General features: G+C 52.6%; 16 protein-coding genes, 2 tRNA genes, 2 rRNA genes and 1 riboswitch. Of the genes, 12 read left to right on the forward strand and 8 right to left on the reverse strand.

The window, feature by feature from the left end; all coding sequences use genetic code 11:
- Nucleotides 1-117: 117 nt before the first annotated feature.
- From E6P06_RS04575 to argE, 6 genes are all read right to left on the reverse strand, one after another.
- On the reverse strand, nucleotides 118-1221 hold the full coding sequence (locus tag E6P06_RS04575; RefSeq protein ID WP_016151281.1) for a glycerol dehydrogenase: 1104 nt from the start codon (nucleotides 1219-1221) through the stop codon (nucleotides 118-120).
- Between the two features lie 12 nt (nucleotides 1222-1233).
- Nucleotides 1234-1896, reverse strand: a complete 663-nt coding sequence (fsa, locus tag E6P06_RS04580) for a fructose-6-phosphate aldolase (protein ID WP_016151282.1) — start codon at nucleotides 1894-1896, stop codon at nucleotides 1234-1236.
- 244 nt (nucleotides 1897-2140) lie between these two features.
- Nucleotides 2141-2992 carry an AraC family transcriptional regulator gene (locus tag E6P06_RS04585; RefSeq protein WP_139934982.1) on the reverse strand — a complete coding sequence of 284 codons (852 nt, stop codon included), beginning with the start codon at nucleotides 2990-2992 and terminating at the stop codon, nucleotides 2141-2143.
- Between the two features lie 151 nt (nucleotides 2993-3143).
- Nucleotides 3144-4877, reverse strand: a complete 1734-nt coding sequence (locus E6P06_RS04590) for a phosphoethanolamine transferase CptA (RefSeq protein ID WP_139934983.1) — start codon at nucleotides 4875-4877, stop codon at nucleotides 3144-3146.
- 211 nt (nucleotides 4878-5088) lie between these two features.
- On the reverse strand, nucleotides 5089-7740 hold the full coding sequence (gene ppc, locus E6P06_RS04595; protein ID WP_003840542.1) for a phosphoenolpyruvate carboxylase: 2652 nt from the start codon (nucleotides 7738-7740) through the stop codon (nucleotides 5089-5091).
- Nucleotides 7741-8009: 269 nt separating this feature from the next.
- Entirely contained in the window at nucleotides 8010-9161 is a 1152-nt protein-coding gene (gene argE, locus E6P06_RS04600) for an acetylornithine deacetylase (protein ID WP_139934984.1), read from the reverse strand.
- Nucleotides 9162-9316: 155 nt separating this feature from the next.
- On the opposite strand from argE, the gene argC reads away from it, so the two are divergent.
- The 4 genes from argC to oxyR all read left to right on the forward strand — a co-directional run bounded on the left by argC (nucleotide 9317) and on the right by oxyR (nucleotide 13721).
- Complete coding sequence (gene argC / locus E6P06_RS04605; RefSeq protein ID WP_048234190.1) at nucleotides 9317-10321, forward strand: N-acetyl-gamma-glutamyl-phosphate reductase; 1005 nt, start codon at nucleotides 9317-9319, stop codon at nucleotides 10319-10321.
- A 9-nt stretch (nucleotides 10322-10330) separates the two neighbouring features.
- Nucleotides 10331-11104: an acetylglutamate kinase gene (argB, locus tag E6P06_RS04610; protein ID WP_003028854.1), complete on the forward strand. Its 774-nt coding sequence runs from the start codon at nucleotides 10331-10333 to the stop codon at nucleotides 11102-11104.
- A 62-nt stretch (nucleotides 11105-11166) separates the two neighbouring features.
- Complete coding sequence (gene argH, locus E6P06_RS04615; protein WP_003028856.1) at nucleotides 11167-12540, forward strand: argininosuccinate lyase; 1374 nt, start codon at nucleotides 11167-11169, stop codon at nucleotides 12538-12540.
- 263 nt (nucleotides 12541-12803) lie between these two features.
- Complete coding sequence (gene oxyR / locus E6P06_RS04620) at nucleotides 12804-13721, forward strand: DNA-binding transcriptional regulator OxyR (protein WP_003028858.1); 918 nt, start codon at nucleotides 12804-12806, stop codon at nucleotides 13719-13721.
- On the opposite strand, the gene sthA is transcribed toward oxyR, so the two are convergent.
- On the reverse strand, nucleotides 13704-15104 hold the full coding sequence (gene sthA, locus E6P06_RS04625) for a Si-specific NAD(P)(+) transhydrogenase (protein WP_003028860.1): 1401 nt from the start codon (nucleotides 15102-15104) through the stop codon (nucleotides 13704-13706). The genes oxyR and sthA overlap by 18 nt on opposite strands.
- Before the next feature lie 191 nt (nucleotides 15105-15295).
- Here sthA and fabR point away from each other — a divergent pair, with 191 nt between their 5' ends.
- Together fabR and E6P06_RS04635 are read left to right on the forward strand one after the other, a co-directional pair.
- Nucleotides 15296-15931 carry an HTH-type transcriptional repressor FabR gene (gene fabR, locus E6P06_RS04630; RefSeq protein WP_003028862.1) on the forward strand — a complete coding sequence of 212 codons (636 nt, stop codon included), beginning with the start codon at nucleotides 15296-15298 and terminating at the stop codon, nucleotides 15929-15931.
- Between the two features lie 15 nt (nucleotides 15932-15946).
- Nucleotides 15947-16306 (forward strand): YijD family membrane protein, encoded by a 360-nt coding sequence (locus E6P06_RS04635; protein ID WP_003028863.1) that lies wholly within the window; start codon nucleotides 15947-15949, stop codon nucleotides 16304-16306.
- An 82-nt stretch (nucleotides 16307-16388) separates the two neighbouring features.
- Here the strand turns inward: E6P06_RS04635 and trmA are convergent, their stop codons facing one another.
- Nucleotides 16389-17489: a tRNA (uridine(54)-C5)-methyltransferase TrmA gene (gene trmA, locus E6P06_RS04640; RefSeq protein ID WP_003028866.1), complete on the reverse strand. Its 1101-nt coding sequence runs from the start codon at nucleotides 17487-17489 to the stop codon at nucleotides 16389-16391.
- Between the two features lie 115 nt (nucleotides 17490-17604).
- Nucleotides 17605-17792: riboswitch (cobalamin riboswitch) on the forward strand.
- 64 nt (nucleotides 17793-17856) lie between these two features.
- Between trmA and btuB the strand changes: the two genes are divergently transcribed.
- The 6 genes from btuB (at nucleotide 17857) to E6P06_RS04670 (ending at nucleotide 25863) form a co-directional block, all read left to right on the forward strand.
- Nucleotides 17857-19713, forward strand: coding sequence for a TonB-dependent vitamin B12 receptor BtuB (gene btuB, locus E6P06_RS04645; protein ID WP_003028868.1), 1857 nt, complete (start codon nucleotides 17857-17859; stop codon nucleotides 19711-19713).
- On the forward strand, nucleotides 19658-20509 hold the full coding sequence (gene murI / locus E6P06_RS04650; protein WP_003028870.1) for a glutamate racemase: 852 nt from the start codon (nucleotides 19658-19660) through the stop codon (nucleotides 20507-20509). The genes btuB and murI overlap by 56 nt, the downstream gene beginning before the upstream one ends.
- A 378-nt stretch (nucleotides 20510-20887) precedes the next feature.
- Nucleotides 20888-22429 (forward strand): 16S ribosomal RNA (locus E6P06_RS04655).
- A gap of 72 nt (nucleotides 22430-22501) precedes the next feature.
- A tRNA-Ile gene (locus E6P06_RS04660) sits at nucleotides 22502-22578 on the forward strand.
- A 105-nt stretch (nucleotides 22579-22683) separates the two neighbouring features.
- Nucleotides 22684-22759: transfer RNA gene (locus E6P06_RS04665), tRNA-Ala, on the forward strand.
- 198 nt (nucleotides 22760-22957) lie between these two features.
- Nucleotides 22958-25863 (forward strand): 23S ribosomal RNA (locus tag E6P06_RS04670).
- The 16S and 23S rRNA genes sit together here with 2 tRNA genes alongside, the layout of an rRNA operon.
- Nucleotides 25864-25901 lie beyond the last annotated feature (38 nt).

Here is a 25901-nt window from a genome sequence, read left to right on the forward strand (position 1 = left end):
AAAACACACATCTCATGCTGGCAACATGCGATGAAAAGAACATAAAAGAACATAGCGGCAGGAACAAAACTGCCGGATGGCAACGCTAAAACATCTTACTCATCCGGCAAACAGCTTTTATTCCCACTCTTGCAGGTAACGTTGACCGTACTGGTCAGCCACAAGCAGGGCGGCATACACCTGGTCCGGCGTTGCGCCGCCAGGCATGTTGTGGATGGTTTCGCCTTCGGCACAGGCTGCCTCAGCCACAATGCGCATTTTCGCCTGAATATCCTGTTTGATATCCAGTTGCGCCAGGGTAATCGGCAAGCCAACGGAATGGCACAGCGCGGCAACGGTTTCAATTTCATCGACCGGCGCGTTTTCCAGCACCAGCTGTGTCAGCGTACCGAAAGCCACTTTCTCGCCGTGGTAATAATGATGTGCATCCGGGATTGCGGTCAGACCGTTATGAATGGCGTGAGCCGCTGCCAGACCACCGCTTTCAAAACCGACGCCACTCAGATAGGTGTTGGCTTCAATAATGCGCTCCAGTGCTGGTGTAACCACGTGCTGCTCTGCAGCCAGCATCGCTTTTTCACCTTCTTCGATCAGCGTATTAAAGCACAGCTCTGCCAGCGCCAGCGCCGCCTGAGTACACTGACCGCCCGCCATGGTGGTTGCGCCGCTGCGTGAACAGGCACGCGCTTCGAACCAGGTCGCCAGCGCATCGCCAATACCCGCAGCTAACAGACGCGCCGGTGCGCCCGCGACAATTTTGGTATCAACAATGACCCTGTCCGGGTTATTGGGCAGCAGCAGATAGCGATCGAATTCACCGGCATCGGTGTAAATGACGGACAGCGCGCTGCACGGCGCATCGGTAGAGGCGATGGTTGGCGCAATGGCGACAGGCACGCCCATAAAGTGCGCCAGCGCTTTGGCGGTATCCAGCGTTTTACCGCCACCAATACCAAGTACTGCCGCACACTGCGCTTTTTCCGCTACGACGCGCAGACGGTCGATTTCGTTTTGTGAACATTCGCCGCCAAACGGTGCAATCTCCAGCGCCAGTCCGGCATCCTGGAAGCTTTTTTCCAGTGCACCCTGGGCAAAGCCTAAGACAAACTTGTCTCCAACGACCAGCCAGCGCTCTGCCAGTGGTTTGAGGTAGCTGCCAAGACGGGTAATAACATCAGCACCCTGGATGTACTTACCAGGTGATTGAATAATGCGATCCATACTTTATTTCCCTCACAGGTTGATGTGACCAAATGCGTTGTTCCAGTCCTGCTCAAACTTCTCTATTGCTGACTCTACCGCAGGGGTATTGAGCATTTGTTGCGCTACGTCTAATGGCAGGGTGATTGCTTCACATCCTGCCAGCAAGCAATCCAGCGCCTGACGTGGAGTTTTAAAGCTGGCCGCCAGTACCATGCTGTTCGGTGCATGCAGTTCCAGCAATGTTTGCAGTTCCTGTACTGTGCGAATCCCGTCGCCGCCCTGCGCGTCGATACGGTTAACGTAAGGCGCGATATATTTCGCTCCTGCCAGCGCAGCCAGTAGCCCCTGAGAAGCACTGTAAACGGCGGTTCCCAGCGTGGTGATACCCTCTTTTTTCAGCATCTTGATCGCGGCCAGACCTTCGGATGTCACCGGGATTTTCACTACCAGACCGGGCACCGCATTGCTCAGGCGTTTAGCTTCTTCCACCATGCCCTGCGCATCCCGGCTCATGGTCTGGGCAAACAGAATGCCCTCTTTGCCAATGGCGTTCTGCAGGCGTGGCAGCACATCCCAGATGGATTCTTTGCTTGCTGCCACAATGCTTGGGTTGGTGGTGACGCCCGCGATAGGGAAGATGCGGGCCAGACGTTCGACTTCCGCGACGTTGGCGGTATCAAGATAAAGTTCCATACAAAAACACCCTCTACGTTTTCCGTTAGCTGCCCGTTGCCGGGTTGCTTTGCTATGCACAGGATAAGAGTGTTTCGTCACGCGGTGCTATCTGACAAATCTGTCAAAAGCTGGATAAATGTAATATGTCTATAAAAGTGAGAGATACCTCACATGTAAGTGATATGTGATGGTATATGTTTTTTGATAATACAAAAATCCAGTAAATATTACCTTTGTCTCCGTTTTCTGTCCCAGTATGCGATTATAACTGGTCAGTTTTTTTCTCCGTCAACTGGCTGTGATACTGCCGACGATACTCTGACGGCGAACGTTCAGTATTCTTGCGAAACAGGCGGCAGAAGTAGTTGCTGTCAATAAACCCACAGGTGTGCGCCACGTCTTTGATCTTCAGCTCGTAACCCTTTAATAGCGTTTTTGCATGTTCCAGTCGCGTATGATTCAGGTATTCGTTAAACCCGATAGCGCCCGTTTTTTGAAACAGGTGGGAGAGGTAATTGGGTGAAATGTAAAACGCCTGCGCGACGGATTCTCGGGTGAGCGGCGAAGCGTAGCGTTCGTCAATATAGCCGCGAATGGCGTCGAAAAGCGCCTGACTACGTGATGCGGTTTGGATCTGGCTGCCGAGTAGATCGCGACAGTGACTCAGCAAGCTTGCAACGATTAGCCTGGCCGTTTGCTGCTCCTGCGGCTGCATTTGCATCTCATGGAGCGTTTGCAGCAGAAAAGAGCCAATACGCGGCCCACGCCGTGCGACGTGCTGGCGGGTAAGGTTTTGATATTGCTTGCCGTCCCATTGGACGACGCTGAAATCCAGTTGCTGTTTGCCGAACAGAATGCTGAGTGTCGTGACCGGTGTGGCCCACTGCGGAATATTCCAGCCGCCAGCCGGAACAAACAAGACATCGCCGGGGTTAAGCACCTTATCGATGCCAGAATCCGCAAATTCACCTTCCAGCACAATTTCCAGCCGGGGAAAATCGACCTGATACGCCAGTTCCGGCGTTGTGCTATTGGTGCTGGCGAAATAAATCTGCCGCAGCGGCGTGGGGCCGTTAATCAGGCGGGAGAGAAGATGGCTGACGTCGTGATACATGTTAATCCCTTGCAGGCAGCAGACAGGGAAACAGTAACGTTGAAAACAATCGCCCTCAAGTGATTATTGCCGGATGGCGGCTAATGCCATATCCGGCCTACAAGTCTTTGCGAGCTGTAGGCCGGATAAGCGTAGCGCATCCGGCAGACGGTTATTGATTACCGATTTGATCGCCGTAAGGCAGGGAATCGTAATCTATCAGGGCATTTTTCTTGTACGGATTGCCAATCCAGCGGGTTGTCTCTTTGAACTGCGGATTGGTAATGGCGCGAGTTGGATCGAAGCCATCGTAGGTGAAGCCCGCTAAGTCAGACCATGTGTGGATAAGCTCTGAGCTGCTGTATTTACGATTCACATCCTGTGAGAAGTCACGCGGGTGCGCGGCCTGCCATTTTTCCGAAGTCCACAACAGGAACGGCACCGTGTACATATGGCGCGTTGGGTTGTCTTCATTACGACCCTGCGTTTTGTGCGGTGGCGTATCGTAAACCTCTTCGCCATGATCGGAGAAGTACAGCAGGAAGCCGTTCGGATCGGTCGCTTTATAGTCTTTGATCAGGCTGGCAATAATATGATCGTTGTAAACATTCGCGCTGTCGTAATCGTTGTAGGCTTCCAGCTCATCGTTACTCAGGCCTGCGGGAACATGGTCGATATTATTATCGAACTTACCCTGGCCATCCGGATAGCGGAATTTGTACTTAATATGCGTACCCAGCAGATGCACGATGATGAACTTTTTCGGTGCCGGGTCGGCCAGGACTTCTTTAAATGGCGCCAGCACGTTGCTGTCATATTCGCGCGCACTTTGCGTACGCTGCTGGTTCATATAGAACTGTTTATCCGTCTGCTTAGAGAACACCGTCAGCATGGTGTTGCGGGCGGTCATCGTCTGCTGATTAGTGATCCAGAAGGTTTTATAACCCGCCTGTTTCATCATGTTCATCAGGGACGGCTGAGTCAGATACAGATCCGGGTTCTTTTCGTTAGCGAAGGTCAGCGCCTGCTGCAGGATTTCAATGGTGTACGGACGGGAAGTCACGACATTATTGAATACGGTGAAGTTAGGATCGGATTTATGCAGCGCATCCAGTTCTGGCGTCGTTTCACGCGGATAGCCATACAGGCTCATGCGGCCACGTTGCGTTGACTCACCAATCACCAGTACCAGCGTACGCGGTGCGTCACCTGAACTGTCTTTAAAGTTGGCCAGCGGCGGCAGGGCATTGTTCTCATTCAGCAGGCTATTGAGCGAGGTCAACTGCTGACGATATTGATAATACCCGGAGATGAATTGCCACGGCGCGGCGGGCTCCATACGTGAAGCAAGGCCATCCAACGTTATTTCAAACGGCTTATGTTTGATAAATGTGTTCACTGTCATCGGATGCAGAATCAATCCGTATAACAGTGCAAACGACACCAGATAGCGCCAGGGTGATGGAATATGTACCGGACGCAGACGTCTCCATAGCAGAATTGCCATTGCTGTATATGCCAGCGCAATTAAGACGATCTTCAGGCTGAAGTATTGACTCAGGTACTCGCTGGCTTCGTTCGCATTGGTTTCAAACATTACGTACAGAACGCTTTGCGAGAACTCTTGCCCGTAAATGACGTAATAGCTCAGAGCTGCCAGCGAGGCCGCCCATAGAATTACGCCAATGACGGCAGCAATAATGCGGATACGGTTTGGAAATAAAAATACCGGGATCAACCACAGCGAGCTGAACAGCAGGGAGTCGCGTAGGCCGGTAGATCCGCTATAGCCGCTAAAATAGATAACGGCCTGTAGTAATGAGGAAAAAAACCAAAAATAGAGGAGCGCCCAACCCAGGGCTTTCCAGCTAAAGGCGGGTTTAGACTGGAATTGTAAGGATTGCATAATGTGAGCCTGTCTTTAATCGTAGCGCCAAGAGTAGCGACTAAACATTAAGAGGAACTGAAGCATCACGATCTCAGGATCGTGTTTTGCTGTTGTAATATTCACGTAGTGAATATGTTCAGGCAGGAATATATTGAAAATGAAGTGGTTGTAACAGCGGTTTTTACTGTCGCCTTCGTACAGTAGCACGAAGGCGACAGCGGGAGGGGCGTTAGCCTGTATTGCGCATACCGGCTGCAACACCAGCGATAGTCACCATCAGCGCTTGTTCAACGCGTGGATCCGGTTCATGGCCTTGTTCTTCGGCCTGGCGTGAGCGGTGTAACAACTCTGCCTGTAAGACGTTCAGCGGGTCAGTATAAACATTCCTTAACTGAATGGACTCGGCAATCCACGGCAGGTCGGCCATCAAATGTGAGTCGTTGGCAATCGCCAGTACGACATCGATATCTGCTGCCAGGCGTTGGCGTAGCTCTTCACCCAGCGGCCACAGCTCTTTTTTGACCAGGCGCTGATCGTAATACTCTGCCAGCCACAGGTCTGCTTTCGCGAAAACCATTTCCAGCATGCCAAGGCGTGTGGAGAAGAATGGCCAGTCGCGGCACATCGCTTCGAGTTCGCTTTGCTTACCATCTTCAACCACTTTTTGCAGCGCGGTACCAGCACCAAGCCAGGCCGGGAGCATCAGACGGTTCTGCGTCCAGGCAAAGATCCACGGTATAGCACGCAGAGACTCAACGCCGCCGGTCGGACGGCGTTTTGCCGGACGTGAACCGAGCGGCAATTTACCCAGTTCCTGCTCCGGTGTGGCTGAGCGGAAATAAGGGACGAAGTCTTTGTTTTCACGCACATATCCACGGTATAGCTCGCAGGAAATATCGGAAAGCTCATCCATGATATGACGCCAGTTATCCTTCGGTTCTGGCGGTGGTAACAGGTTGGCCTCCAGAATTGCTCCGGTATACAGCGACAGGCTGCTGATGGTCACTTCTGGCAGGCCGTACTTAAAGCGGATCATCTCCCCTTGTTCTGTCACGCGCAGACCGCCTTTCAGGCTGCCTGGTGGTTGAGAGAGCAGCGCCGCATGCGCAGGCGCGCCGCCGCGACCAATGGATCCACCGCGACCGTGGAACAGCGTCAGTTCGATACCGGCTTTTTCGCAGGTTTTGATCAGCGCGTCCTGAGCCTGGTATTGCGCCCAGGACGCTGCCATCACGCCCGCGTCTTTTGCGGAATCAGAGTAGCCAATCATGACCATCTGTTTGCCCTGGATAAAGCCGCGGTACCAGTCGATATTCAGAAGCTGGGACATGACGTCATCGGCATTGTTGAGGTCGTCCAGCGTTTCAAATAGCGGAGCGACCGGCATAGCAAAACCAATTCCGGCTTCTTTCAGCAGCAGATGCACGGCCAGCACATCCGACGGCGTTTTCGCCATCGAGATAACATAGGCGGCAATGGAGCCATACGGGGCTTCGGCAATGACCTGACAGGTGTCGAGCACTTCACGGGTGTCATTGCTCGGCTCCCAGTTACGCGGCAGGAGCGGACGCTTGGAATTCAGTTCGCGGATCAGGAAAGCCTGTTTATCTGCTTCCGACCAGTTTTCGTAGTCGCCAATGCCCAGATAACGAGTCAGTTCGCCCAAGGCTTCAGTATGACGGGTGCTTTCCTGACGAATATCAATACGCACCAGCGGTACGCCGAAACACTTCACGCGCCTAAGGGTGTCGAGCAATTCGCCATTGGCGATGATGCCCATACCACAGGCCTGTAGAGACTGGTAGCACGCGTAAAGCGGGTCCCAGAGCTGTTCGTTTTGGGTGAGAAGTCCCGCAGGTTTCGGCAATTTCTCGCCTTTCAGACGGGCTTCAAGCCAGGCCTGGGTCGCCATCAGACGAGAACGCAGGGTTTTCATCAGATAGCGGTATGGTTCAGCTGCGCCTTCTTCACCTACCAGCGCCATCAGCTCCGGCGTGGCATCCACCATCGACAGCTCAGAAATCAGAAACTGGATGTCTTTCAGGAACAGGTCTGTCGCTTTCCAGCGGCTGAGCAATAGCACGTGACGGGTGATATCCGCCGTTACGTTCGGGTTGCCGTCACGGTCGCCGCCCATCCAGGAGGTAAATCGAACCGGGACAAAATCAACTGGCAGCTTATATCCAAGATGCTCTTCCAGTTGCTCATTCAGCTCGCGCAGGTAGTTCGGCACACCTTCCCACAGGCTGTTTTCAACAACCGCGAATCCCCATTTGGCTTCATCAACCGGGCTTGGGCGCAGTTTGCGGATTTCATCCGTATGCCAGGACTGAGCAATGAGCTGACGCAGACGGCGCATCAGTTGGTTGCGTTCATAATCGACGAGGTCTTTGTTATCAAGCTGCTTGAGGCAGGCGTTCACTTCACCCATTTTATGGATCAGCGTACGACGAGTGATCTCGGTCGGGTGGGCGGTGAGTACCAGCTCCAGAGAGAGTGATTCTACGGCTTTCTTGATGGTGGCGTCATTGAGGTTGGGCTGCTCTTTCAGTTTACGCAGAGTGCGAGCAATCACTTCCGGGTTGCTGGCTGCTTCGCCTTTTGGCGAAATGCTGTGGTGCTGCTCGGCGGTGTTGGCCAGGTTCAGGAACTGGCTAAATGCGCGGGCAACCGGCAGCAGCTCGTCGTTAGACAGATTTTGCAGTGTGGTGAGCAATTCCTGGCGATTAATTTCATTGCCAGCGCGAGATGATTTGGACAGCTTTCGAATTGTTTCTACGCGATCAAGAATGTTCTCTCCCAACGCATCCTTGATGGTCTCTCCCAGCACTTTGCCGAGCATACTGACATTACTACGCAACGCGGAATATTGTTCGTTCATATTAACCCAGACACCCCATCTATTTTGAATATGTCCTGTATCTTTCGCGCCTGACTATCACGCAAAATCTTGCGGACTTAACTTTTTAGCCGTCTTTTATAAAGCCACGTAAAACACGTGACGTCAATTGCTGCGAAATCGGTTCAGCAAACGAATAAATGCCGTGAATTTACGTTATTTAATTCACATCCAATCAAATAAGCGTTGCTTATGGAAATGTTAAAAAATCGCCCCGCTTACCACTAAGGGATTAGCGGGGTGACAAGCAGTTAATGCCAGCAGAAATGGTGCACAACCTGGGTGATTAATTCGCGGGTTGGCTTAATAAAGCGCGTTTCCAGATACTCATCCGGCTGATGCGCCTGATTAATGGAGCCTGGACCCAATACCAGCGTTGGGCAAAGCGTCTGGATAAACGGCGCTTCGGTGCAATAGTTCACCACTTCAGTCTGTGCGCCCAGCAGTTTCTCAACCACCTCTACCAGTTGATGGTCAGGTGGGCACTCATAGCCGGGAATCGGCGGATGCAGTTCCGATACGGTCAGGCGACCCGGCCAACGTTCGCTGACAGGGGCCAGCACTTCGTTAAGTAACCCATTGAGATCGTTTAGCGTCATACCCGGTAGCGGGCGAATATCCATATGCAGTTCGCAGCAGGCGCAGATTCGGTTGGCGGCGTCACCGCCGTGGATGTGGCCCAAATTTAACGTTGGATACGGGACGGTAAAGGCATCATGGTGATAGCGCGCTTTCAGGTCATCGCGCAGATGCATGATATGGCCGATGGCATCATGCATCAGTTCAATCGCATTAACGCCACGCGCCGGATCGCTTGAATGACCCGACTGTCCCAGAATACGTATCGCATTAGATATATGGCCTTTGTGCGCGCGCACCGGTTGCAGGGATGTGGGTTCGCCAATGATCGCGCAGTCCGGGCGCAGAGCGGTAGTTTCAGAGAAGTAGCGAGCTCCCGCCATGCTGGTCTCTTCGTCAGCAGTGGCCAGAATGTACAGGGGTTTTTTCAGTTTCGTGACGTCGACATCACGCAACGCGTCGAGGATAAAGGCGAAGAAGCCTTTCATATCCGCCGTACCCAAACCATACAGCTTATTGTCATGCTCGGTTAGAGTGAACGGATCGCGTGTCCAGCGTCCGTCGTCAAAGGGTACGGTATCGGTATGGCCCGCCAACAACAGGCCGCCAGCGCCCTGTCCAATGCTCGCCAGCATATTGAATTTATTTCGCGTATCGGGAACCGGTTGGACCTCCACATTGAAGCCTAAATCTTTAAACCAGCCCGCCAGCAGAGTGATTAAACCTGCATTGCTTTGATCGAGCGCTTCTTCGGTGGCACTGATCGATGGCGTGGCAATCAGAGCGCGGTAAATCTCGATAAATGGCGGTAAATTGTTTTTCATTGTTGACACACCTCGGGTCATGATAGTATCAATATTCATGCAGTATTTGTGAATAAAAATACATTAACGTTGAGCGTAATAAAACCCACCAAGTGTAAGGTGAGGTGATAAAGGCTTATACCTGGCAACAGAATCTAAGAAGGTGAGCTGCCCCGATGTTGAATACGCTGATTGTGGGCGCCAGTGGCTATGCCGGCGCAGAGCTTGTGACCTATGTAAATCGCCATCCTGATATGACCATAACCGCTTTGACCGTCTCAGCGCAAAGCAATGATGCAGGAAAATTAATCTCCGATTTGCATCCGCAGTTGAAAGGCATTGTCGATTTACCGTTGCAGCCAATGTCAGATATCAGCGAGTTTAGCGCAGGGGTGGATGTTGTGTTCCTCGCAACGGCTCATGAGGTGAGTCATGACCTGGCTCCGCAGTTTTTGCAGGCCGGTTGCGTGGTGTTTGACCTTTCGGGCGCGTTTCGCGTAAACGACGGCACGTTCTATGAAAAATATTATGGCTTTACGCATCAGCATCCTGAGCTGCTGGAGCAGGCCGTTTATGGGCTGGCGGAGTGGAACGCGGACAAACTGAAAGAAGCGAATCTGATTGCTGTGCCAGGTTGTTACCCGACGGCGGCGCAGCTTTCGCTGAAACCGTTGATTGATGCCGGGCTGCTGGATCTCAGCCAGTGGCCGGTAATTAATGCGACCAGCGGCGTGAGCGGTGCGGGGCGTAAAGCGGCTATCTCCAACAGCTTTTGTGAGGTGAGCCTGCAGCCGTATGGCGTGTTTACCCATCGTCATCAGCCGGAAATCGCCACTCATCTGGGGACAGAAGTGATTTTCACCCCGCATCTGGGTAACTTCCCGCGCGGAATTCTGGAAACTATCACTTGCCGCCTTAAGGCGGGCGTAACCCATGCTCAGGTGGCTCAGGCGCTGCAACAGGCGTATGGCGATAAACCGCTGGTGCGTCTGTATGACAAAGGGGTTCCGGCGCTGAAGAATGTGGTTGGATTACCGTTCTGCGATATCGGGTTTGCCGTACAGGGTGAACACCTGATCGTCGTGGCGACGGAAGACAACTTATTGAAAGGCGCGGCGGCACAGGCGATGCAGTGCGCAAATATTCGTTTTGGCTTTGCCCAAACGCAGTCTCTTATTTAGGGTGCAACAATGAATCCATTAATTATCAAGTTGGGCGGCGTTTTACTGGATAGCGAAGAGGCGCTGGAGCGCTTGTTTACCGCACTGGTGAATTATCGTGAGTCGCACCAGCGTCCGCTGGTCATTGTGCACGGTGGCGGCTGCGTGGTCGACGAGCTGATGAAGCAGCTGAATCTGCCGGTGAAAAAGAAAAATGGTCTGCGCGTCACGCCTGCCGATCAAATTGACATTATTACCGGTGCCCTGGCGGGAACGGCGAATAAAACCTTGCTGGCTTGGGCGAAAAAGCATCACATCGCGTCTGTGGGTCTGTATCTTGGCGATGGCGACAGCGTAAAAGTGACGCCGCTCGATAAAGAACTGGGTCATGTTGGACTGGCGCAGCCGGGTTCGCCTAAGCTGATTAACACGCTGCTGGAAAGCGGTTTTCTGCCGGTAGTGAGCTCTATTGGCGTCACTGATGATGGGCTGCTGATGAACGTGAATGCCGATCAGGCGGCAACGGCGCTGGCGGCAACGCTGGGTGCGGATCTGATCCTGCTCTCTGATGTAAGCGGTATTCTGGATGGCAAAGGCCAGCGTATTGCCGAAATGACTGCAGCGAAAGCGGAACAGCTGATTGAACAGGGCATTATTACCGATGGCATGATCGTGAAGGTGAATGCGGCGCTGGATGCCGCGCGTACGCTGGGTCGTCCGGTGGATATCGCCTCCTGGCGTCATGCAGAGCAACTCCCGGCGCTGTTTAACGGCACGCCAATTGGTACGCGTATTCTGGCTTAACTACTAATGTGCCGGATGGCGCAGCGCCACCGGGCAAAAATATCATATTAAGGAAATTCGTTATGGCACTTTGGGGTGGGCGTTTTACACAGGCAGCAGATCAGCGGTTCAAACAGTTCAACGACTCGTTGCGTTTTGACTACCGCCTGGCAGAACAGGATATTGTTGGCTCTGTGGCCTGGTCCAAAGCGTTGGTAACGGTCGGTGTACTGACTGCTGATGAACAGCTGCGGTTGGAAGAAGCGCTGAATAATCTGCTGGAAGAGGTTCGCGCGAATCCTCAGCAGATTCTGCAAAGCGATGCCGAAGATATTCACAGTTGGGTGGAAGGTAAGCTGATTGATAAAGTCGGCCAGCTTGGTAAAAAACTGCATACCGGACGTAGCCGTAACGACCAGGTCGCGACCGATCTCAAGCTGTGGTGCAAAGACACGGTTATCGAATTACTATCGGCCAATCGTCAGTTGCAAACTGCGCTGGTGGTGACGGCGGAGAATAACCAGGACGCCGTCATGCCGGGTTACACCCACCTGCAACGTGCGCAGCCGGTGACGTTTGCTCACTGGTGTCTGGCCTATGTTGAAATGTTGGCGCGTGACGAGAGCCGCCTGCAGGATGCGCTCAAACGCCTGGACGTCAGTCCGTTAGGCTGCGGCGCGCTGGCGGGTACTGCGTATGAAATCGATCGCGAGCAGCTGGCGGGTTGGTTGGGCTTTGCTTCGGCTACGCGCAACAGTCTGGACAGCGTTTCTGACCGTGACCACGTGCTGGAGTTACTCTCAGACGCCTCTATCGGCATGGTACACCTGTCGCGTTTTGCTGAAGACCTGATTTTCTTTAACACCGGCGAAGCGGGCTTTGTCGAGCTGTCCGATCGTGTGACTTCGGGTTCATCTCTGATGCCGCAGAAGAAAAATCCGGATGCGCTGGAGCTGATCCGTGGCAAATGCGGTCGCGTGCAGGGTGCGTTGACCGGCATGATGATGACGTTAAAAGGCCTCCCGCTGGCATACAACAAAGATATGCAGGAAGACAAAGAAGGGCTGTTCGACGCGCTCGACACCTGGCTGGACTGTCTGCATATGGCCGCGCTGGTGCTGGATGGTATCCAGGTGAAACGTCCGCGTTGTCAGGAAGCGGCGCAGCAGGGCTATGCTAACGCCACTGAACTGGCGGATTATCTGGTGGCGAAAGGTGTTCCGTTCCGCGAAGCGCACCATATCGTAGGTGAAACGGTGGTCGAGGCGATTCGACAGGGCAAACCGCTGGAGGCGCTGTCGCTTGCTGACTTACAAAAGTTTAGCCAGGTGATTGGCGATGACGTTTACCCGATCCTCTCGTTGCAATCGTGCCTGGACAAGCGTGCGGCGAAAGGCGGCGTGTCACCCCAGCAGGTTGCACAGGCGATCGACTACGCGAAGGCGCGTCTGGCATAAATTGATGGGTAATCATTCGAGCCTGGCGTCACGCCGGGCTTTTTTATGCAAAAAAAATGCGGACACAAGGTCCGCAAAAGTTCACGTTGGCTTTAGTTATTTCGAGTATGAGAGAAACTCTCAAAACGGACAGTAGCTTCAAGGGTTAAAGGGGTACCGTTCCGTTTCTGTGGTGCATTATTAAACAGAAAGCTTGATAGGGATAATCGTTCGTTGCTATGCTACCTATCGCTACGAACTATCGTGGCGATGGAGGATGAATAATGAATATTCGTGATCTTGAATACCTGGTAGCGCTAGCCGAACATCGTCACTTCCGACGAGCGGCAGACTCCTGTCACGTTAGCCAACCAACGCTGAGCGGGCAGATCCGCAAGCTGGAAGATGAGCTTGGCGTCATGTTGTTGGAGCGTACGAGTCGCAAGGTGCTGTTCACCCAGGCTGGTTTGCTGCTGGTGGATCAGGCGCGCACCGTGCTGCGCGAGGTCAAAGTGCTCAAGGAGATGGCAAGCCAACAAGGCGAGACAATGTCTGGCCCGCTGCATATTGGTTTGATCCCAACGGTGGGGCCATACCTGCTGCCGCATATTATTCCGATGTTGCACCAGACCTTCCCAAAACTGGAAATGTATCTCCATGAAGCGCAGACACATCAGCTGTTAGCGCAACTGGATAGCGGCAAGCTCGACTGCGTCATTCTGGCGCTGGTGAAAGAGAGTGAGGCGTTCATCGAAGTACCGCTATTTGATGAGCCTATGCTGCTGGCGATCTATGAAGATCATCCGTGGGCAAACCGTGACTGTGTACCGATGTCCGATCTGGCGGGTGAAAAACTGCTGATGCTGGAAGATGGCCACTGCCTGCGCGATCAGGCAATGGGCTTCTGCTTTGAAGCGGGTGCTGATGAAGATACCCATTTTCGGGCAACCAGTCTGGAAACGCTGCGTAACATGGTGGCGGCAGGAAGCGGTATTACCTTACTGCCTGCGCTGGCTGTTCCGCCGGAGCGTAAGCGTGATGGTGTCGTTTATCTGCCATGCATTAAACCCGAACCGCGTCGTACGATTGGTCTGGTGTACCGTCCTGGTTCGCCGCTGCGCAGCCGTTATGAACAGTTGGCAGAGGCCATCCGTGGATCAATGGATGGCCATTTCGACAGTGCGTTAAAACAGGCGGTTTAAGCCATTTAGCGCTGCTACCCGATAGGCTTCTGCCATGGTTGGGTAGTTAAAGGTGGTGTTAACGAAGTACTCGATAGTGTTACCACCACCTTTTTGCTCCATTATCGCTTGTCCGATGTGAATAATTTCGGCCGCGCGCTCCCCAAAGCAGTGGATCCCCAGAATCTCTTTGGTTTCGCGATGGAACAGGATCTTCAGCGTTCCGACACTCATACCCACGATTTGCGCACGTGCCAGATGCTTAAACTGGGCGCGGCCAACCTCGTATGGAACTTTCATTGCCGTGAGTTGCTGTTCGGTTTTACCAACGGAGCTGATTTCTGGAATGGTATAAATCCCGGTCGGGATATCTTCAATCAGATGTGCGGTGGCTTCGCCTTTTACCAACGCCTGGGCGGCAATGCGTCCCTGGTCGTAGGCCGCCGATGCCAGGCTCGGATAACCGATCACATCCCCTACGGCATACACATGCGGCAACGCCGTCTGGTACATGCTATTCACTTTGAGCTGCCCACGGCTGTCGGTTTTCAGACCAATGTTTTCCAGCGCCAGCGAATCGGTATTACCGGTACGGCCATTGGCGTACAACAGGCAGTCTGCCTTCAGTTTCTTACCGGATTTCAGGTGCATGATGACGCCGTCATCGCAGCCTTCAATCTTCTCATACTCTTCGTTGTGGCGAATGACCACACCGCTGTTCCAGAAGTGGTAAGAGAGGGAGTCGGACATCTCTTGATCGAGGAATGCCAGCAGACGATCGCGGGTGTTGATTAAATCAACTTTGACATCCATTCCACGGAAGATCGACGCATATTCACAGCCAATGACCCCCGCGCCATAAATCAGCACATGGCGGGGTTCGTGGTGCAGGCTCAGGATAGAGTCGCTGTCGTAAACCCGTGGATGCGAAAAGTCGACATCAACAGGGCGATAAGGACGCGAACCGCAGGCAATAACAAACTTATCCGCAGTCAGCGTTTCCACCGTACCGTCGTGACATTCCAGGGCGATCGTGTGTTCATCAACAAAACGGGCATTCCCCTGCAAAATTTCGCAGTGATTGCGCTCGTAAAATCCTTGCCGCATACGCGTTTGCTGATTAATAACGTTATCAGCGTGGTTGAGAATATCGGCAAAAGAAGAACGAAGGAGTCGGGAGTGGTCGCTGTACAGTGGGTTCTGATTGAATTCAATAATGCGGCTGACGGCGTGGCGGAGGGCTTTCGACGGGATGGTGCCCCAGTGGGTACAGCCTCCGCCGACGTTATGATAGCGCTCAATCACCGCGACGCGCGCTCCTTGCTTAACCAGACCCATTGCAGCGCCTTCGCCGCCGGGACCGGAACCTATTACTATTGCATCGTAATCGTAGGAATGTGACATGGTCAGGCTTACCTGTTCTTATACATAAAAGCAACAGAATAGTAACATCGTTGTCAGGATAACCCAATTATCGTTGTGCTTTTTTGCGAAGTCGAAGCACAAACTGCGCGTAAACAATCATTCACAAAGCCATGCCAACCGCCTAATCTCTGGTATAGTGCCAGCAAGGTATGTGGAAGGATTCAGACATCGTGATGGGCGTTAGAGCGCAACAAAAAGAAAAAACCCGGCGTTCGCTGGTAGAAGCCGCATTTAGTCAACTGAGCGCTGAGCGTAGTTTTGCCAGCCTCAGTTTACGCGAAGTTGCTCGTGAAGCGGGCATTGCGCCAACCTCGTTTTATCGCCATTTCCGCGATGTGGATGAACTCGGCCTGACGATGGTGGACGAAAGCGGTCTGATGCTGCGTCAATTGATGCGCCAGGCGCGCCAGCGTATCGCGAAGGGCGGGAGTGTGATCCGCACCTCGGTCTCAACATTTATGGAGTTCATCGGCAACAATCCCAACGCCTTCCGTTTATTATTGCGCGAGCGTTCGGGGACATCCGCAGCGTTTCGTGCAGCGGTCGCACGTGAAATTCAGCACTTCATTGCGGAACTTGCGGACTATCTGGAACTCGAAAACCATATGCCTCGTGCGTTTACTGAAGCGCAAGCCGAAGCCATGGTAACCATTGTTTTCAGCGCCGGGGCAGAAGCACTGGATGTTGGCGCTGAACAGCGTCGACAGCTAGAAGAGCGGCTGGTATTGCAACTGCGCATGATCGCGAAAGGCGCATTTTATTGGTACCGCCGTGAACAAGAGAAGATGACGCACCACTCCGAGTAACGAGAAGGACAAGCAATGAAACAGTCAGGTCAAGATAAAGGTACGCTGCTGCTGGCGCTGGTTGCTGGCTTATCGATCAATGGTACATTTGCGGCGCTGTTTAGCTCCATTGTGCCATTCTCCGTATTCCCGATTATTTCGCTGGTGCTGACGGTTTATTGTTTGCATCAACGCTATCAGAACCGCACCATGCCTGTGGGATTGCCGGGCCTGGCCGCCGCCTGTTTTATTCTCGGTGTTCTGCTGTACAGCACCGTGGTACGCGCTGAATATCCAGATATTGGCTCTAACTTCTTCCCGGCGGTGCTGTCGGTGATTCTGGTGTTCTGGATCGGCTTTAAAGTGCGTAACCGTAAACAGGAAATTGTGGAGTAATAGTTGTCGCTGTAGGCCGGATAAGGCAAAGCCGCTATCCGGCAATCTGAACCGGTAGTGCTTATCCGGCTTCCGTTCAGTCTTACTTCTTCGTTAACAGTACTCCGCACTCCATATGGTGCGTATACGGGAACTGATCGAATAGCGCCAGACGTGAAACATTGTGCGTCTGGCTTAACGTTTCCAGGTTCTTACACAGCGTCTCCGGATTGCAGGAGATGTACAGAATGCGCGGATACGCCTGCACCATTTTCTCCGTTTCGCTGTCCAGACCGCTGCGCGGTGGGTCAACGAAGATAGTTTCACACTGGTAACTCTTCAGATCGATTCCCTGCAAACGGTTGAACTCGCGAACACCGTTCATCGCCTGTGTAAACTCTTCGGCCGCCATGCGGATAATTTGTACGTTATCAATATGGTTAGCCGCGATGTTGTACTGTGCAGCAGCCACGGACGGTTTGGCGATTTCAGTGGCCAGTACGCGGTTGAAGTTTTGCGCCAGGGCTAACGAGAAATTGCCATTGCCGCAATACAGCTCCAGCAGGTCGCCTTTTGAGCCCCTGGTGACATCAATCGCCCACTCTAACATCTGAATATTCATGGCGGCGTTTGGCTGGGTGAAGCTGTTCTCAACCTGGCGGTAGATAATCTCTTTACCTGCAACCGGCAAGCGTTCGTCAATGTAGTCCTGGTCCAGCTCAATTTTGGTTTTGGTAGCCCGACCAATCAAATGCACGTTCAGGTTTTGCGCCCGCAGCGCATCTCGCAGCGCTTCGGCTTCCTTACGCCATTCATCATCCAGCTTTTTATGGTACAGCATCGAAACCACCGCCTGATCGCTCAGGGTTGTGAGGTAATCAATCTGAAACAGTTTGTGGCGCAGGACGTGGTTGTTGCGAACGCCGTCGATCATTGCCGTCATTAGCGTGTTGATGAGCTCGCTGGCAGCCGGGAAGCTGTCGACGCGAATACGGTTTTTGGTCTGGCTGTCGAACATGATGTGGTACAGGTCATCACCGTCATGCCACAGGCGGAATTCGGCGCGCATACGGTAATGGCTGACCGGTGAGCGAAACACTTCCGGAGCCTGTGCATAAAATGGCGTCATTAAGCTCTGCAGACGCACTACTTTCTCAGCTAACTGGGCGTCGTACTGTTCTGTCGGAAGGTGTTCGGGGGTCATGATGCGTCCTGAAAAATAAAAGTACGCGGGGATTGTAGGGATTGCTCAACAGATGTCCAGTCATTGATGATTTCCGATAATGTGATACGCGGTCTGGACACCAGGTTGTAACAAACTGTAGCATCCGTTTTCCGGTCCTGTGAGTTAAAAGGGAATCCAGTGTAAATCTGGAGCTGACGCGCAGCGGTAAGGAAGGTAAGAGATGAGCGCACCTGGTGCAGACACTGCGGATTGCCGCGGGAAGTCATCGTCTCTTTAAGTCGCCTCCAAGCCCGAAGACCTGCCGGCTAACGTCGCATCTGGTTTTCATCATCGCGTACTATCGGTGGGACCTGCGGCATCCTTCTTAAATTGTGGATGCTTTACAATGATCAAAAAATCATTGCTGTGCACGGCGCTGTCCGTCACGGCATTTTCTGGTTGGGCACAGGACACTCGCCCGGATACTCTCGTCGTCACTGCCAACCGTTTTCAGCAGCCTGTTAATACTGTTCTTGCCCCCACCGATGTGGTCACGCGTGAAGATATTCAGCGCTGGCAGTCAAAAGATCTGAATGATGTCATGCGTCGATTGCCGGGGGTAGATATCTCGCAGACCGGTGGGATGGGGAGCAGCTCTTCTCTATATGTGCGTGGGACTGAAGCGCGTCATGTGCTGGTACTGATTGACGGTGTTCCAATGGCACGGCCAGGCATTTCCAATGGTGTTGATATTGGCCAGATTCCGGTATCGCTGGTGCAGCGGGTTGAATACATTCGCGGACCGCGTTCAGCGGTGTATGGATCTGGTGCGATCGGTGGTGTGGTTAACATCATTACGATGAGTGATGAAGAGAAATCGCAGATCAACGCAGGCATGGGTAGTAACGGTTATCAGACTTACGATGGCGCTATCAACAAGCGTTTCGGCGACACGGTGGTGACCGCTGCCGGCGCATATCAGACGACGAAAGGCTTTAACATTCAGCCCGATTCACCCTACAGCGGTGACAGCGACCGGGATGGTTACCGTAACAAGTTGTTCTGGGGCGCGGTACAGCATAAGTTCGACAATAATTTCTCCGGTTTTTTCCGTGGCTACGGCTACACCGCGAATAGCGATTATGACCAAGGGGCGTGGGGTTATCCGGGCGGTAATGACGAAGCCCAGAATTACAACCAGTCCTGGGATACGGGTTTACGGTACAACTCTGGCATTTACTCTTCTCAGTTAATTGCTAACTACCAGCGCCTGAAGGATTACAACTACAGTAACGAGCTTGGCCGCTACGCAGGAGATGCCACGCTGGATGATATGGAACAGCGTTATATCCAGTGGGGGAATAGCATTGAGGTTGGACATGGGGCGATCAACGGCGGTGTTGACTGGAAACAGGAAAAACTGACCTCCAGTAGCACGACGTTATCCGACAGCTATAAACGTGATACGACCGGGCTTTATCTGACCGGACAGCAACAAATTGACAGCGTCACGCTGGAAGCTTCGGGGCGTGAAGATCATGACGAACAATTCGGCTGGCATGGCACCTGGCAGACCGCAGCCGGCTGGGAGTTTGTTGATGGTTATCGCGCAACGCTCTCTTACGGTACTGGTTTCCTGGCACCCTCGCTGGGTCAGCAGTACGGGGCGACGCGCTTTGCCTCATCCTATGGGCCGGGTATTGCCGCCAACCCGAACCTGAAACCGGAAGAATCCAAACAGTGGGAAGCAGGAATTGATGGATTGACAGGGCCGCTTGATTGGCGTCTTTCCGCATACCACTATGAAATTCAAAACCTGATCGACTACAAGAATAACCAGTACGTCAACGTTAAATCAGCCACGATTAAGGGGCTGGAATGGACCGGAAACATTACGACTGGCCCTGTAGAACATCATCTAACGCTACAATACGTTGATCCGCGCGATGATGACACAAACAAGGTGCTCTATCGCCGTGCAAAACAGCAGGTTAAGTATGAGTTAACCGGACAGGTCCAGGATCTGGGCTGGAACGTTGCGTATCAATATATAGGTGAACGTTACGATAATGATTACGACAATAATCGTGATGTTAAATTGGGCGGCGTCAGCTTATGGGATATCGGATTATCATATCCAATCACCTCACAGCTGACAGTTCGTGGTAAAATCGCCAACCTGTTCGATAAAGATTACGAGACAGTTTATGGCTACGCAACTGCAGGACGGGAATACACCTTGTCTGGCAGCTACACCTTCTGATCCCCGTCCCACCGTGCTGGTGTTTGATTCCGGCGTCGGTGGGTTGTCGGTCTATGACGAGATCCGGCGTCTTCTGCCGGATCTCCACTATATCTACGCTTTCGACAACGTCGCCTTTCCTTATGGAGAGAAGAGCGAGGAGTTTATCGTCGAGCGTGTTGTTGAGATTGTGACTGCTGTCCAGCAGCGCTATCCCCTTTCTCTTGCGGTCATCGCATGTAATACAGCAAGCACGGTGTCGCTTCCTGCGTTACGTGAGAAGTTTGCCTTCCCGGTTGTGGGCGTGGTGCCTGCGATTAAACCGGCGGCGCGACTCACGGCGAATGGCGTAGTGGGGCTGCTGGCTACGCGTGCAACGGTGAAGCGCTCGTATACCCATGAGCTGATTGCGCGGTTTGCTAACGAATGCCAAATTGCAATGTTGGGTTCTGCTGAGCTGGTGGAACTGGCGGAAGCGAAGCTGCACGGTGAAACAGTTTCTCTGGAAGATCTGCGGCGTATTCTGCGTCCGTGGCTGCGGATGTCGGAACCACCCGATACGGTAGTGCTCGGGTGCACTCATTTCCCTCTATTACAGGAAGAGCTTTTACAGGTCCTGCCCGAGGGGACGCGGCTGGTGGATTCTGGTGCCGCGATTGCGCGCCGCACCGCCTGGTTATTAGAACATGAAGCGCCAGATGCGAAATCAACCGATGAGAACGTTGCATTTTGTATGGCAATGACGACAGAAGCCGAACAACTATTGCCAGTGCTACAGCGCTATGGCTTTAAAACGCTCGAAAAACTGTCAGTTTAAGTGGTTTTGATGAAAAAACACGCACTCGGAAGATTATTTTAAATTTCCCCTTGTCAGCCTGAAATAACTCCCTATAATGCGCCTCCACTGACACGGAACAACGGATTACAAGCCGCCGGGTCAGCGGGGTTCTCCAGAGAATCTCGTAGAGAAAAGCAAAAATAAATGCTTGACTCTGAATGAGGAAAACGTAATATACGGGACCTCGCGACAGAGCGCTAAAGCGCGTCGCAACTGCTCTTTAACAATTTATCAGACAATCTGTGTGGGCACTCGAAGATACGGATTCTTAACGTCGCAAGACGAAAAATGAATACCAAGTCTCTTGAGTGAACATACGTAATTCATTACGAAGTTTAATTCACGAGCATCAAACTTAAATTGAAGAGTTTGATCATGGCTCAGATTGAACGCTGGCGGCAGGCCTAACACATGCAAGTCGAACGGTAGCACAGAGGAGCTTGCTCCTTGGGTGACGAGTGGCGGACGGGTGAGTAATGTCTGGGAAACTGCCCGATGGAGGGGGATAACTACTGGAAACGGTAGCTAATACCGCATAACGTCGCAAGACCAAAGAGGGGGACCTTCGGGCCTCTTGCCATCGGATGTGCCCAGATGGGATTAGCTAGTAGGTGGGGTAACGGCTCACCTAGGCGACGATCCCTAGCTGGTCTGAGAGGATGACCAGCCACACTGGAACTGAGACACGGTCCAGACTCCTACGGGAGGCAGCAGTGGGGAATATTGCACAATGGGCGCAAGCCTGATGCAGCCATGCCGCGTGTATGAAGAAGGCCTTCGGGTTGTAAAGTACTTTCAGCGAGGAGGAAGGCGTTGTGGTTAATAACCGCAACGATTGACGTTACTCGCAGAAGAAGCACCGGCTAACTCCGTGCCAGCAGCCGCGGTAATACGGAGGGTGCAAGCGTTAATCGGAATTACTGGGCGTAAAGCGCACGCAGGCGGTCTGTCAAGTCGGATGTGAAATCCCCGGGCTCAACCTGGGAACTGCATCCGAAACTGGCAGGCTAGAGTCTTGTAGAGGGGGGTAGAATTCCAGGTGTAGCGGTGAAATGCGTAGAGATCTGGAGGAATACCGGTGGCGAAGGCGGCCCCCTGGACAAAGACTGACGCTCAGGTGCGAAAGCGTGGGGAGCAAACAGGATTAGATACCCTGGTAGTCCACGCCGTAAACGATGTCGACTTGGAGGTTGTGCCCTTGAGGCGTGGCTTCCGGAGCTAACGCGTTAAGTCGACCGCCTGGGGAGTACGGCCGCAAGGTTAAAACTCAAATGAATTGACGGGGGCCCGCACAAGCGGTGGAGCATGTGGTTTAATTCGATGCAACGCGAAGAACCTTACCTACTCTTGACATCCAGAGAACTTAGCAGAGATGCTTTGGTGCCTTCGGGAACTCTGAGACAGGTGCTGCATGGCTGTCGTCAGCTCGTGTTGTGAAATGTTGGGTTAAGTCCCGCAACGAGCGCAACCCTTATCCTTTGTTGCCAGCGATTCGGTCGGGAACTCAAAGGAGACTGCCAGTGATAAACTGGAGGAAGGTGGGGATGACGTCAAGTCATCATGGCCCTTACGAGTAGGGCTACACACGTGCTACAATGGCATATACAAAGAGAAGCGACCTCGCGAGAGCAAGCGGACCTCATAAAGTATGTCGTAGTCCGGATTGGAGTCTGCAACTCGACTCCATGAAGTCGGAATCGCTAGTAATCGTGGATCAGAATGCCACGGTGAATACGTTCCCGGGCCTTGTACACACCGCCCGTCACACCATGGGAGTGGGTTGCAAAAGAAGTAGGTAGCTTAACCTTCGGGAGGGCGCTTACCACTTTGTGATTCATGACTGGGGTGAAGTCGTAACAAGGTAACCGTAGGGGAACCTGCGGTTGGATCACCTCCTTACCTTAAAGAACCTGCCTTTGTAGTGCTCACACAGATTGTCTGATGAAAAATTAGCAGTAAGAAAATCTCTGCAGGCTTGTAGCTCAGGTGGTTAGAGCGCACCCCTGATAAGGGTGAGGTCGGTGGTTCAAGTCCACTCAGGCCTACCAAATTCTTTCTGATACCGCGTTGTGAAACGACTCGCATACTTCAGTATGCTTCGCCGCTCCACGCCTTGTCTCAGCAGGAATTAAGGTGAATGAGATAACTACGATGGGGCTATAGCTCAGCTGGGAGAGCGCCTGCCTTGCACGCAGGAGGTCTGCGGTTCGATCCCGCATAGCTCCACCATCTTTACTGCAAAAACACAAGAAAACTTCAGAGTGTACCTGAAAAGGTTCACTGCGAAGTTTTGCTCTTTAAAAATCTGGATCAAGCTGAAAATTGAAACGACACACTGTTTCATTTCTCCGTAATAAGAAATGAAAAGCGGTGTGTTCGAGTCTCTCAAATTTTCGCAATCAGAAGTGAAACATCTTCGGGTTGTGAGGTTAAGCGACTAAGCGTACACGGTGGATGCCCTGGCAGTCAGAGGCGATGAAGGACGTGCTAATCTGCGATAAGCGTCGGTAAGGTGATATGAACCGTTATAGCCGGCGATTTCCGAATGGGGAAACCCAGTGTGTTTCGACACACTATCATTACGTGAATACATAGCGTAATGAAGCGAACCGGGGGAACTGAAACATCTAAGTACCCCGAGGAAAAGAAATCAACCGAGATTCCCCCAGTAGCGGCGAGCGAACGGGGAGCAGCCCAGAGTCTGAATCAGCTTGTGTGTTAGTGGAACGGTCTGGAAAGTCCGACGGTACAGGGTGATAGTCCCGTACACCAAAATGCACAGGTTGTGAACTCGAAGAGTAGGGCGGGACACGTGGTATCCTGTCTGAATATGGGGGGACCATCCTCCAAGGCTAAATACTCCTGACTGACCGATAGTGAACCAGTACCGTGAGGGAAAGGCGAAAAGAACCCCGGCGAGGGGAGTGAAAAAGAACCTGAAACCGTGTACGTACAAGCAGTGGGAGCCTCTTTATGGGGTGACTGCGTACCTTTTGTATAATGGGTCAGCGACTTATATTCTGTAGCAAGGTTAACCGTATAGGGGAGCCGAAGGGAAACCGAGTCTTAACTGGGCGTTAAGTTGCAGGGTATAGACCCGAAACCCGGTGATCTAGCCATGGGCAGGTTGAAGGTTGGGTAACACTAACTGGAGGACCGAACCGACTAATGTTGAAAAATTAGCGGATGACTTGTGGCTGGGGGTGAAAGGCCAATCAAACCGGGAGATAGCTGGTTCTCCCCGAAAGCTATTTAGGTAGCGCCTCGTGAATTCATCTTCGGGGTAGAGCACTGTTTCGGCTAGGGGGTCATCCCGACTTACCAACCCGATGCAAACTGCGAATACCGAAGAATGTTATCACGGGAGACACACGGCGGGTGCTAACGTCCGTCGTGAAGAGGGAAACAACCCAGACCGCCAGCTAAGGTCCCAAAGTCATGGTTAAGTGGGAAACGATGTGGGAAGGCACAGACAGCCAGGATGTTGGCTTAGAAGCAGCCATCATTTAAAGAAAGCGTAATAGCTCACTGGTCGAGTCGGCCTGCGCGGAAGATGTAACGGGGCTAAACCATGCACCGAAGCTGCGGCAGCGACACTATGTGTTGTTGGGTAGGGGAGCGTTCTGTAAGCCGTTGAAGGTGGCCTGTGAGGGTTGCTGGAGGTATCAGAAGTGCGAATGCTGACATAAGTAACGATAATGCGGGTGAAAAACCCGCACGCCGGAAGACCAAGGGTTCCTGTCCAACGTTAATCGGGGCAGGGTGAGTCGACCCCTAAGGCGAGGCCGAAAGGCGTAGTCGATGGGAAACAGGTTAATATTCCTGTACTTGGTGTTACTGCGAAGGGGGGACGGAGAAGGCTATGTTAGCCGGGCGACGGTTGTCCCGGTTTAAGCATGTAGGCGGAGGTTCCAGGTAAATCCGGTACCTTTTTAACGCTGAGGTGTGATGACGAGGCACTACGGTGCTGAAGTAACAAATGCCCTGCTTCCAGGAAAAGCCTCTAAGCATCAGGTAACACGAAATCGTACCCCAAACCGACACAGGTGGTCAGGTAGAGAATACCAAGGCGCTTGAGAGAACTCGGGTGAAGGAACTAGGCAAAATGGTGCCGTAACTTCGGGAGAAGGCACGCTGATATGTAGGTGAAGTGATTTACTCATGGAGCTGAAATCAGTCGAAGATACCAGCTGGCTGCAACTGTTTATTAAAAACACAGCACTGTGCAAACACGAAAGTGGACGTATACGGTGTGACGCCTGCCCGGTGCCGGAAGGTTAATTGATGGGGTTATCCGTAAGGAGAAGCTCTTGATCGAAGCCCCGGTAAACGGCGGCCGTAACTATAACGGTCCTAAGGTAGCGAAATTCCTTGTCGGGTAAGTTCCGACCTGCACGAATGGCGTAATGATGGCCAGGCTGTCTCCACCCGAGACTCAGTGAAATTGAACTCGCTGTGAAGATGCAGTGTACCCGCGGCAAGACGGAAAGACCCCGTGAACCTTTACTATAGCTTGACACTGAACACTGGTCCTTGATGTGTAGGATAGGTGGGAGGCTTTGAAGTGTGGACGCCAGTCTGCATGGAGCCATCCTTGAAATACCACCCTTTAATGGCTGGTGTTCTAACGTGGACCCGTTACCCGGGTTGCGGACAGTGTCTGGTGGGTAGTTTGACTGGGGCGGTCTCCTCCTAAAGAGTAACGGAGGAGCACGAAGGTTAGCTAATCCTGGTCGGACATCAGGAGGTTAGTGCAAAGGCATAAGCTAGCTTGACTGCGAGAGTGACGGCTCGAGCAGGTGCGAAAGCAGGTCTTAGTGATCCGGTGGTTCTGAATGGAAGGGCCATCGCTCAACGGATAAAAGGTACTCCGGGGATAACAGGCTGATACCGCCCAAGAGTTCATATCGACGGCGGTGTTTGGCACCTCGATGTCGGCTCATCACATCCTGGGGCTGAAGTAGGTCCCAAGGGTATGGCTGTTCGCCATTTAAAGTGGTACGCGAGCTGGGTTTAGAACGTCGTGAGACAGTTCGGTCCCTATCTGCCGTGGGCGCTGGAGAATTGAGGGGGGCTGCTCCTAGTACGAGAGGACCGGAGTGGACGCATCACTGGTGTTCGGGTTGTCATGCCAATGGCATTGCCCGGTAGCTAAATGCGGAAGAGATAAGTGCTGAAAGCATCTAAGCACGAAACTTGCCCCGAGATGAGTTCTCCCTGAGACTATAAGTCTCCTGAAGGAACGTTAAAGACGATGACGTTGATAGGTCGGGTGTGTAAGCGTAGCGATACGTTGAGCTAACCGATACTAATGAACCGTGAGGCTTAACCTTACAACGCCGAAGATGTTTTGGCGAAATTGAGACGATTT

This window comes from Citrobacter sp. CF971 (genome assembly GCF_006385635.1).
Lineage (GTDB): Bacteria > Pseudomonadota > Gammaproteobacteria > Enterobacterales > Enterobacteriaceae > Citrobacter > Citrobacter freundii.

Excerpts from the sequence above, each read along its gene's own strand:
- E6P06_RS04575 (WP_016151281.1), bottom strand. The coding sequence starts at position 1,221 with ATGGATCGCATTATTCAATCACCTGGTAAGTACATCCAGGGTGCTGAT.
- fsa (WP_016151282.1), bottom strand. The coding sequence starts at position 1,896 with ATGGAACTTTATCTTGATACCGCCAACGTCGCGGAAGTCGAACGTCTG.
- E6P06_RS04585 (WP_139934982.1), bottom strand. The coding sequence starts at position 2,992 with ATGTATCACGACGTCAGCCATCTTCTCTCCCGCCTGATTAACGGCCCC.
- E6P06_RS04590 (WP_139934983.1), bottom strand. The coding sequence starts at position 4,877 with ATGCAATCCTTACAATTCCAGTCTAAACCCGCCTTTAGCTGGAAAGCC.
- ppc (WP_003840542.1), bottom strand. The coding sequence starts at position 7,740 with ATGAACGAACAATATTCCGCGTTGCGTAGTAATGTCAGTATGCTCGGC.
- argE (WP_139934984.1), bottom strand. The coding sequence starts at position 9,161 with ATGAAAAACAATTTACCGCCATTTATCGAGATTTACCGCGCTCTGATT.
- argC (WP_048234190.1), top strand. The coding sequence starts at position 9,317 with ATGTTGAATACGCTGATTGTGGGCGCCAGTGGCTATGCCGGCGCAGAG.
- argB (WP_003028854.1), top strand. The coding sequence starts at position 10,331 with ATGAATCCATTAATTATCAAGTTGGGCGGCGTTTTACTGGATAGCGAA.
- argH (WP_003028856.1), top strand. The coding sequence starts at position 11,167 with ATGGCACTTTGGGGTGGGCGTTTTACACAGGCAGCAGATCAGCGGTTC.
- oxyR (WP_003028858.1), top strand. The coding sequence starts at position 12,804 with ATGAATATTCGTGATCTTGAATACCTGGTAGCGCTAGCCGAACATCGT.
- sthA (WP_003028860.1), bottom strand. The coding sequence starts at position 15,104 with ATGTCACATTCCTACGATTACGATGCAATAGTAATAGGTTCCGGTCCC.
- E6P06_RS04635 (WP_003028863.1), top strand. The coding sequence starts at position 15,947 with ATGAAACAGTCAGGTCAAGATAAAGGTACGCTGCTGCTGGCGCTGGTT.
- trmA (WP_003028866.1), bottom strand. The coding sequence starts at position 17,489 with ATGACCCCCGAACACCTTCCGACAGAACAGTACGACGCCCAGTTAGCT.
- btuB (WP_003028868.1), top strand. The coding sequence starts at position 17,857 with ATGATCAAAAAATCATTGCTGTGCACGGCGCTGTCCGTCACGGCATTT.
- murI (WP_003028870.1), top strand. The coding sequence starts at position 19,658 with ATGGCTACGCAACTGCAGGACGGGAATACACCTTGTCTGGCAGCTACA.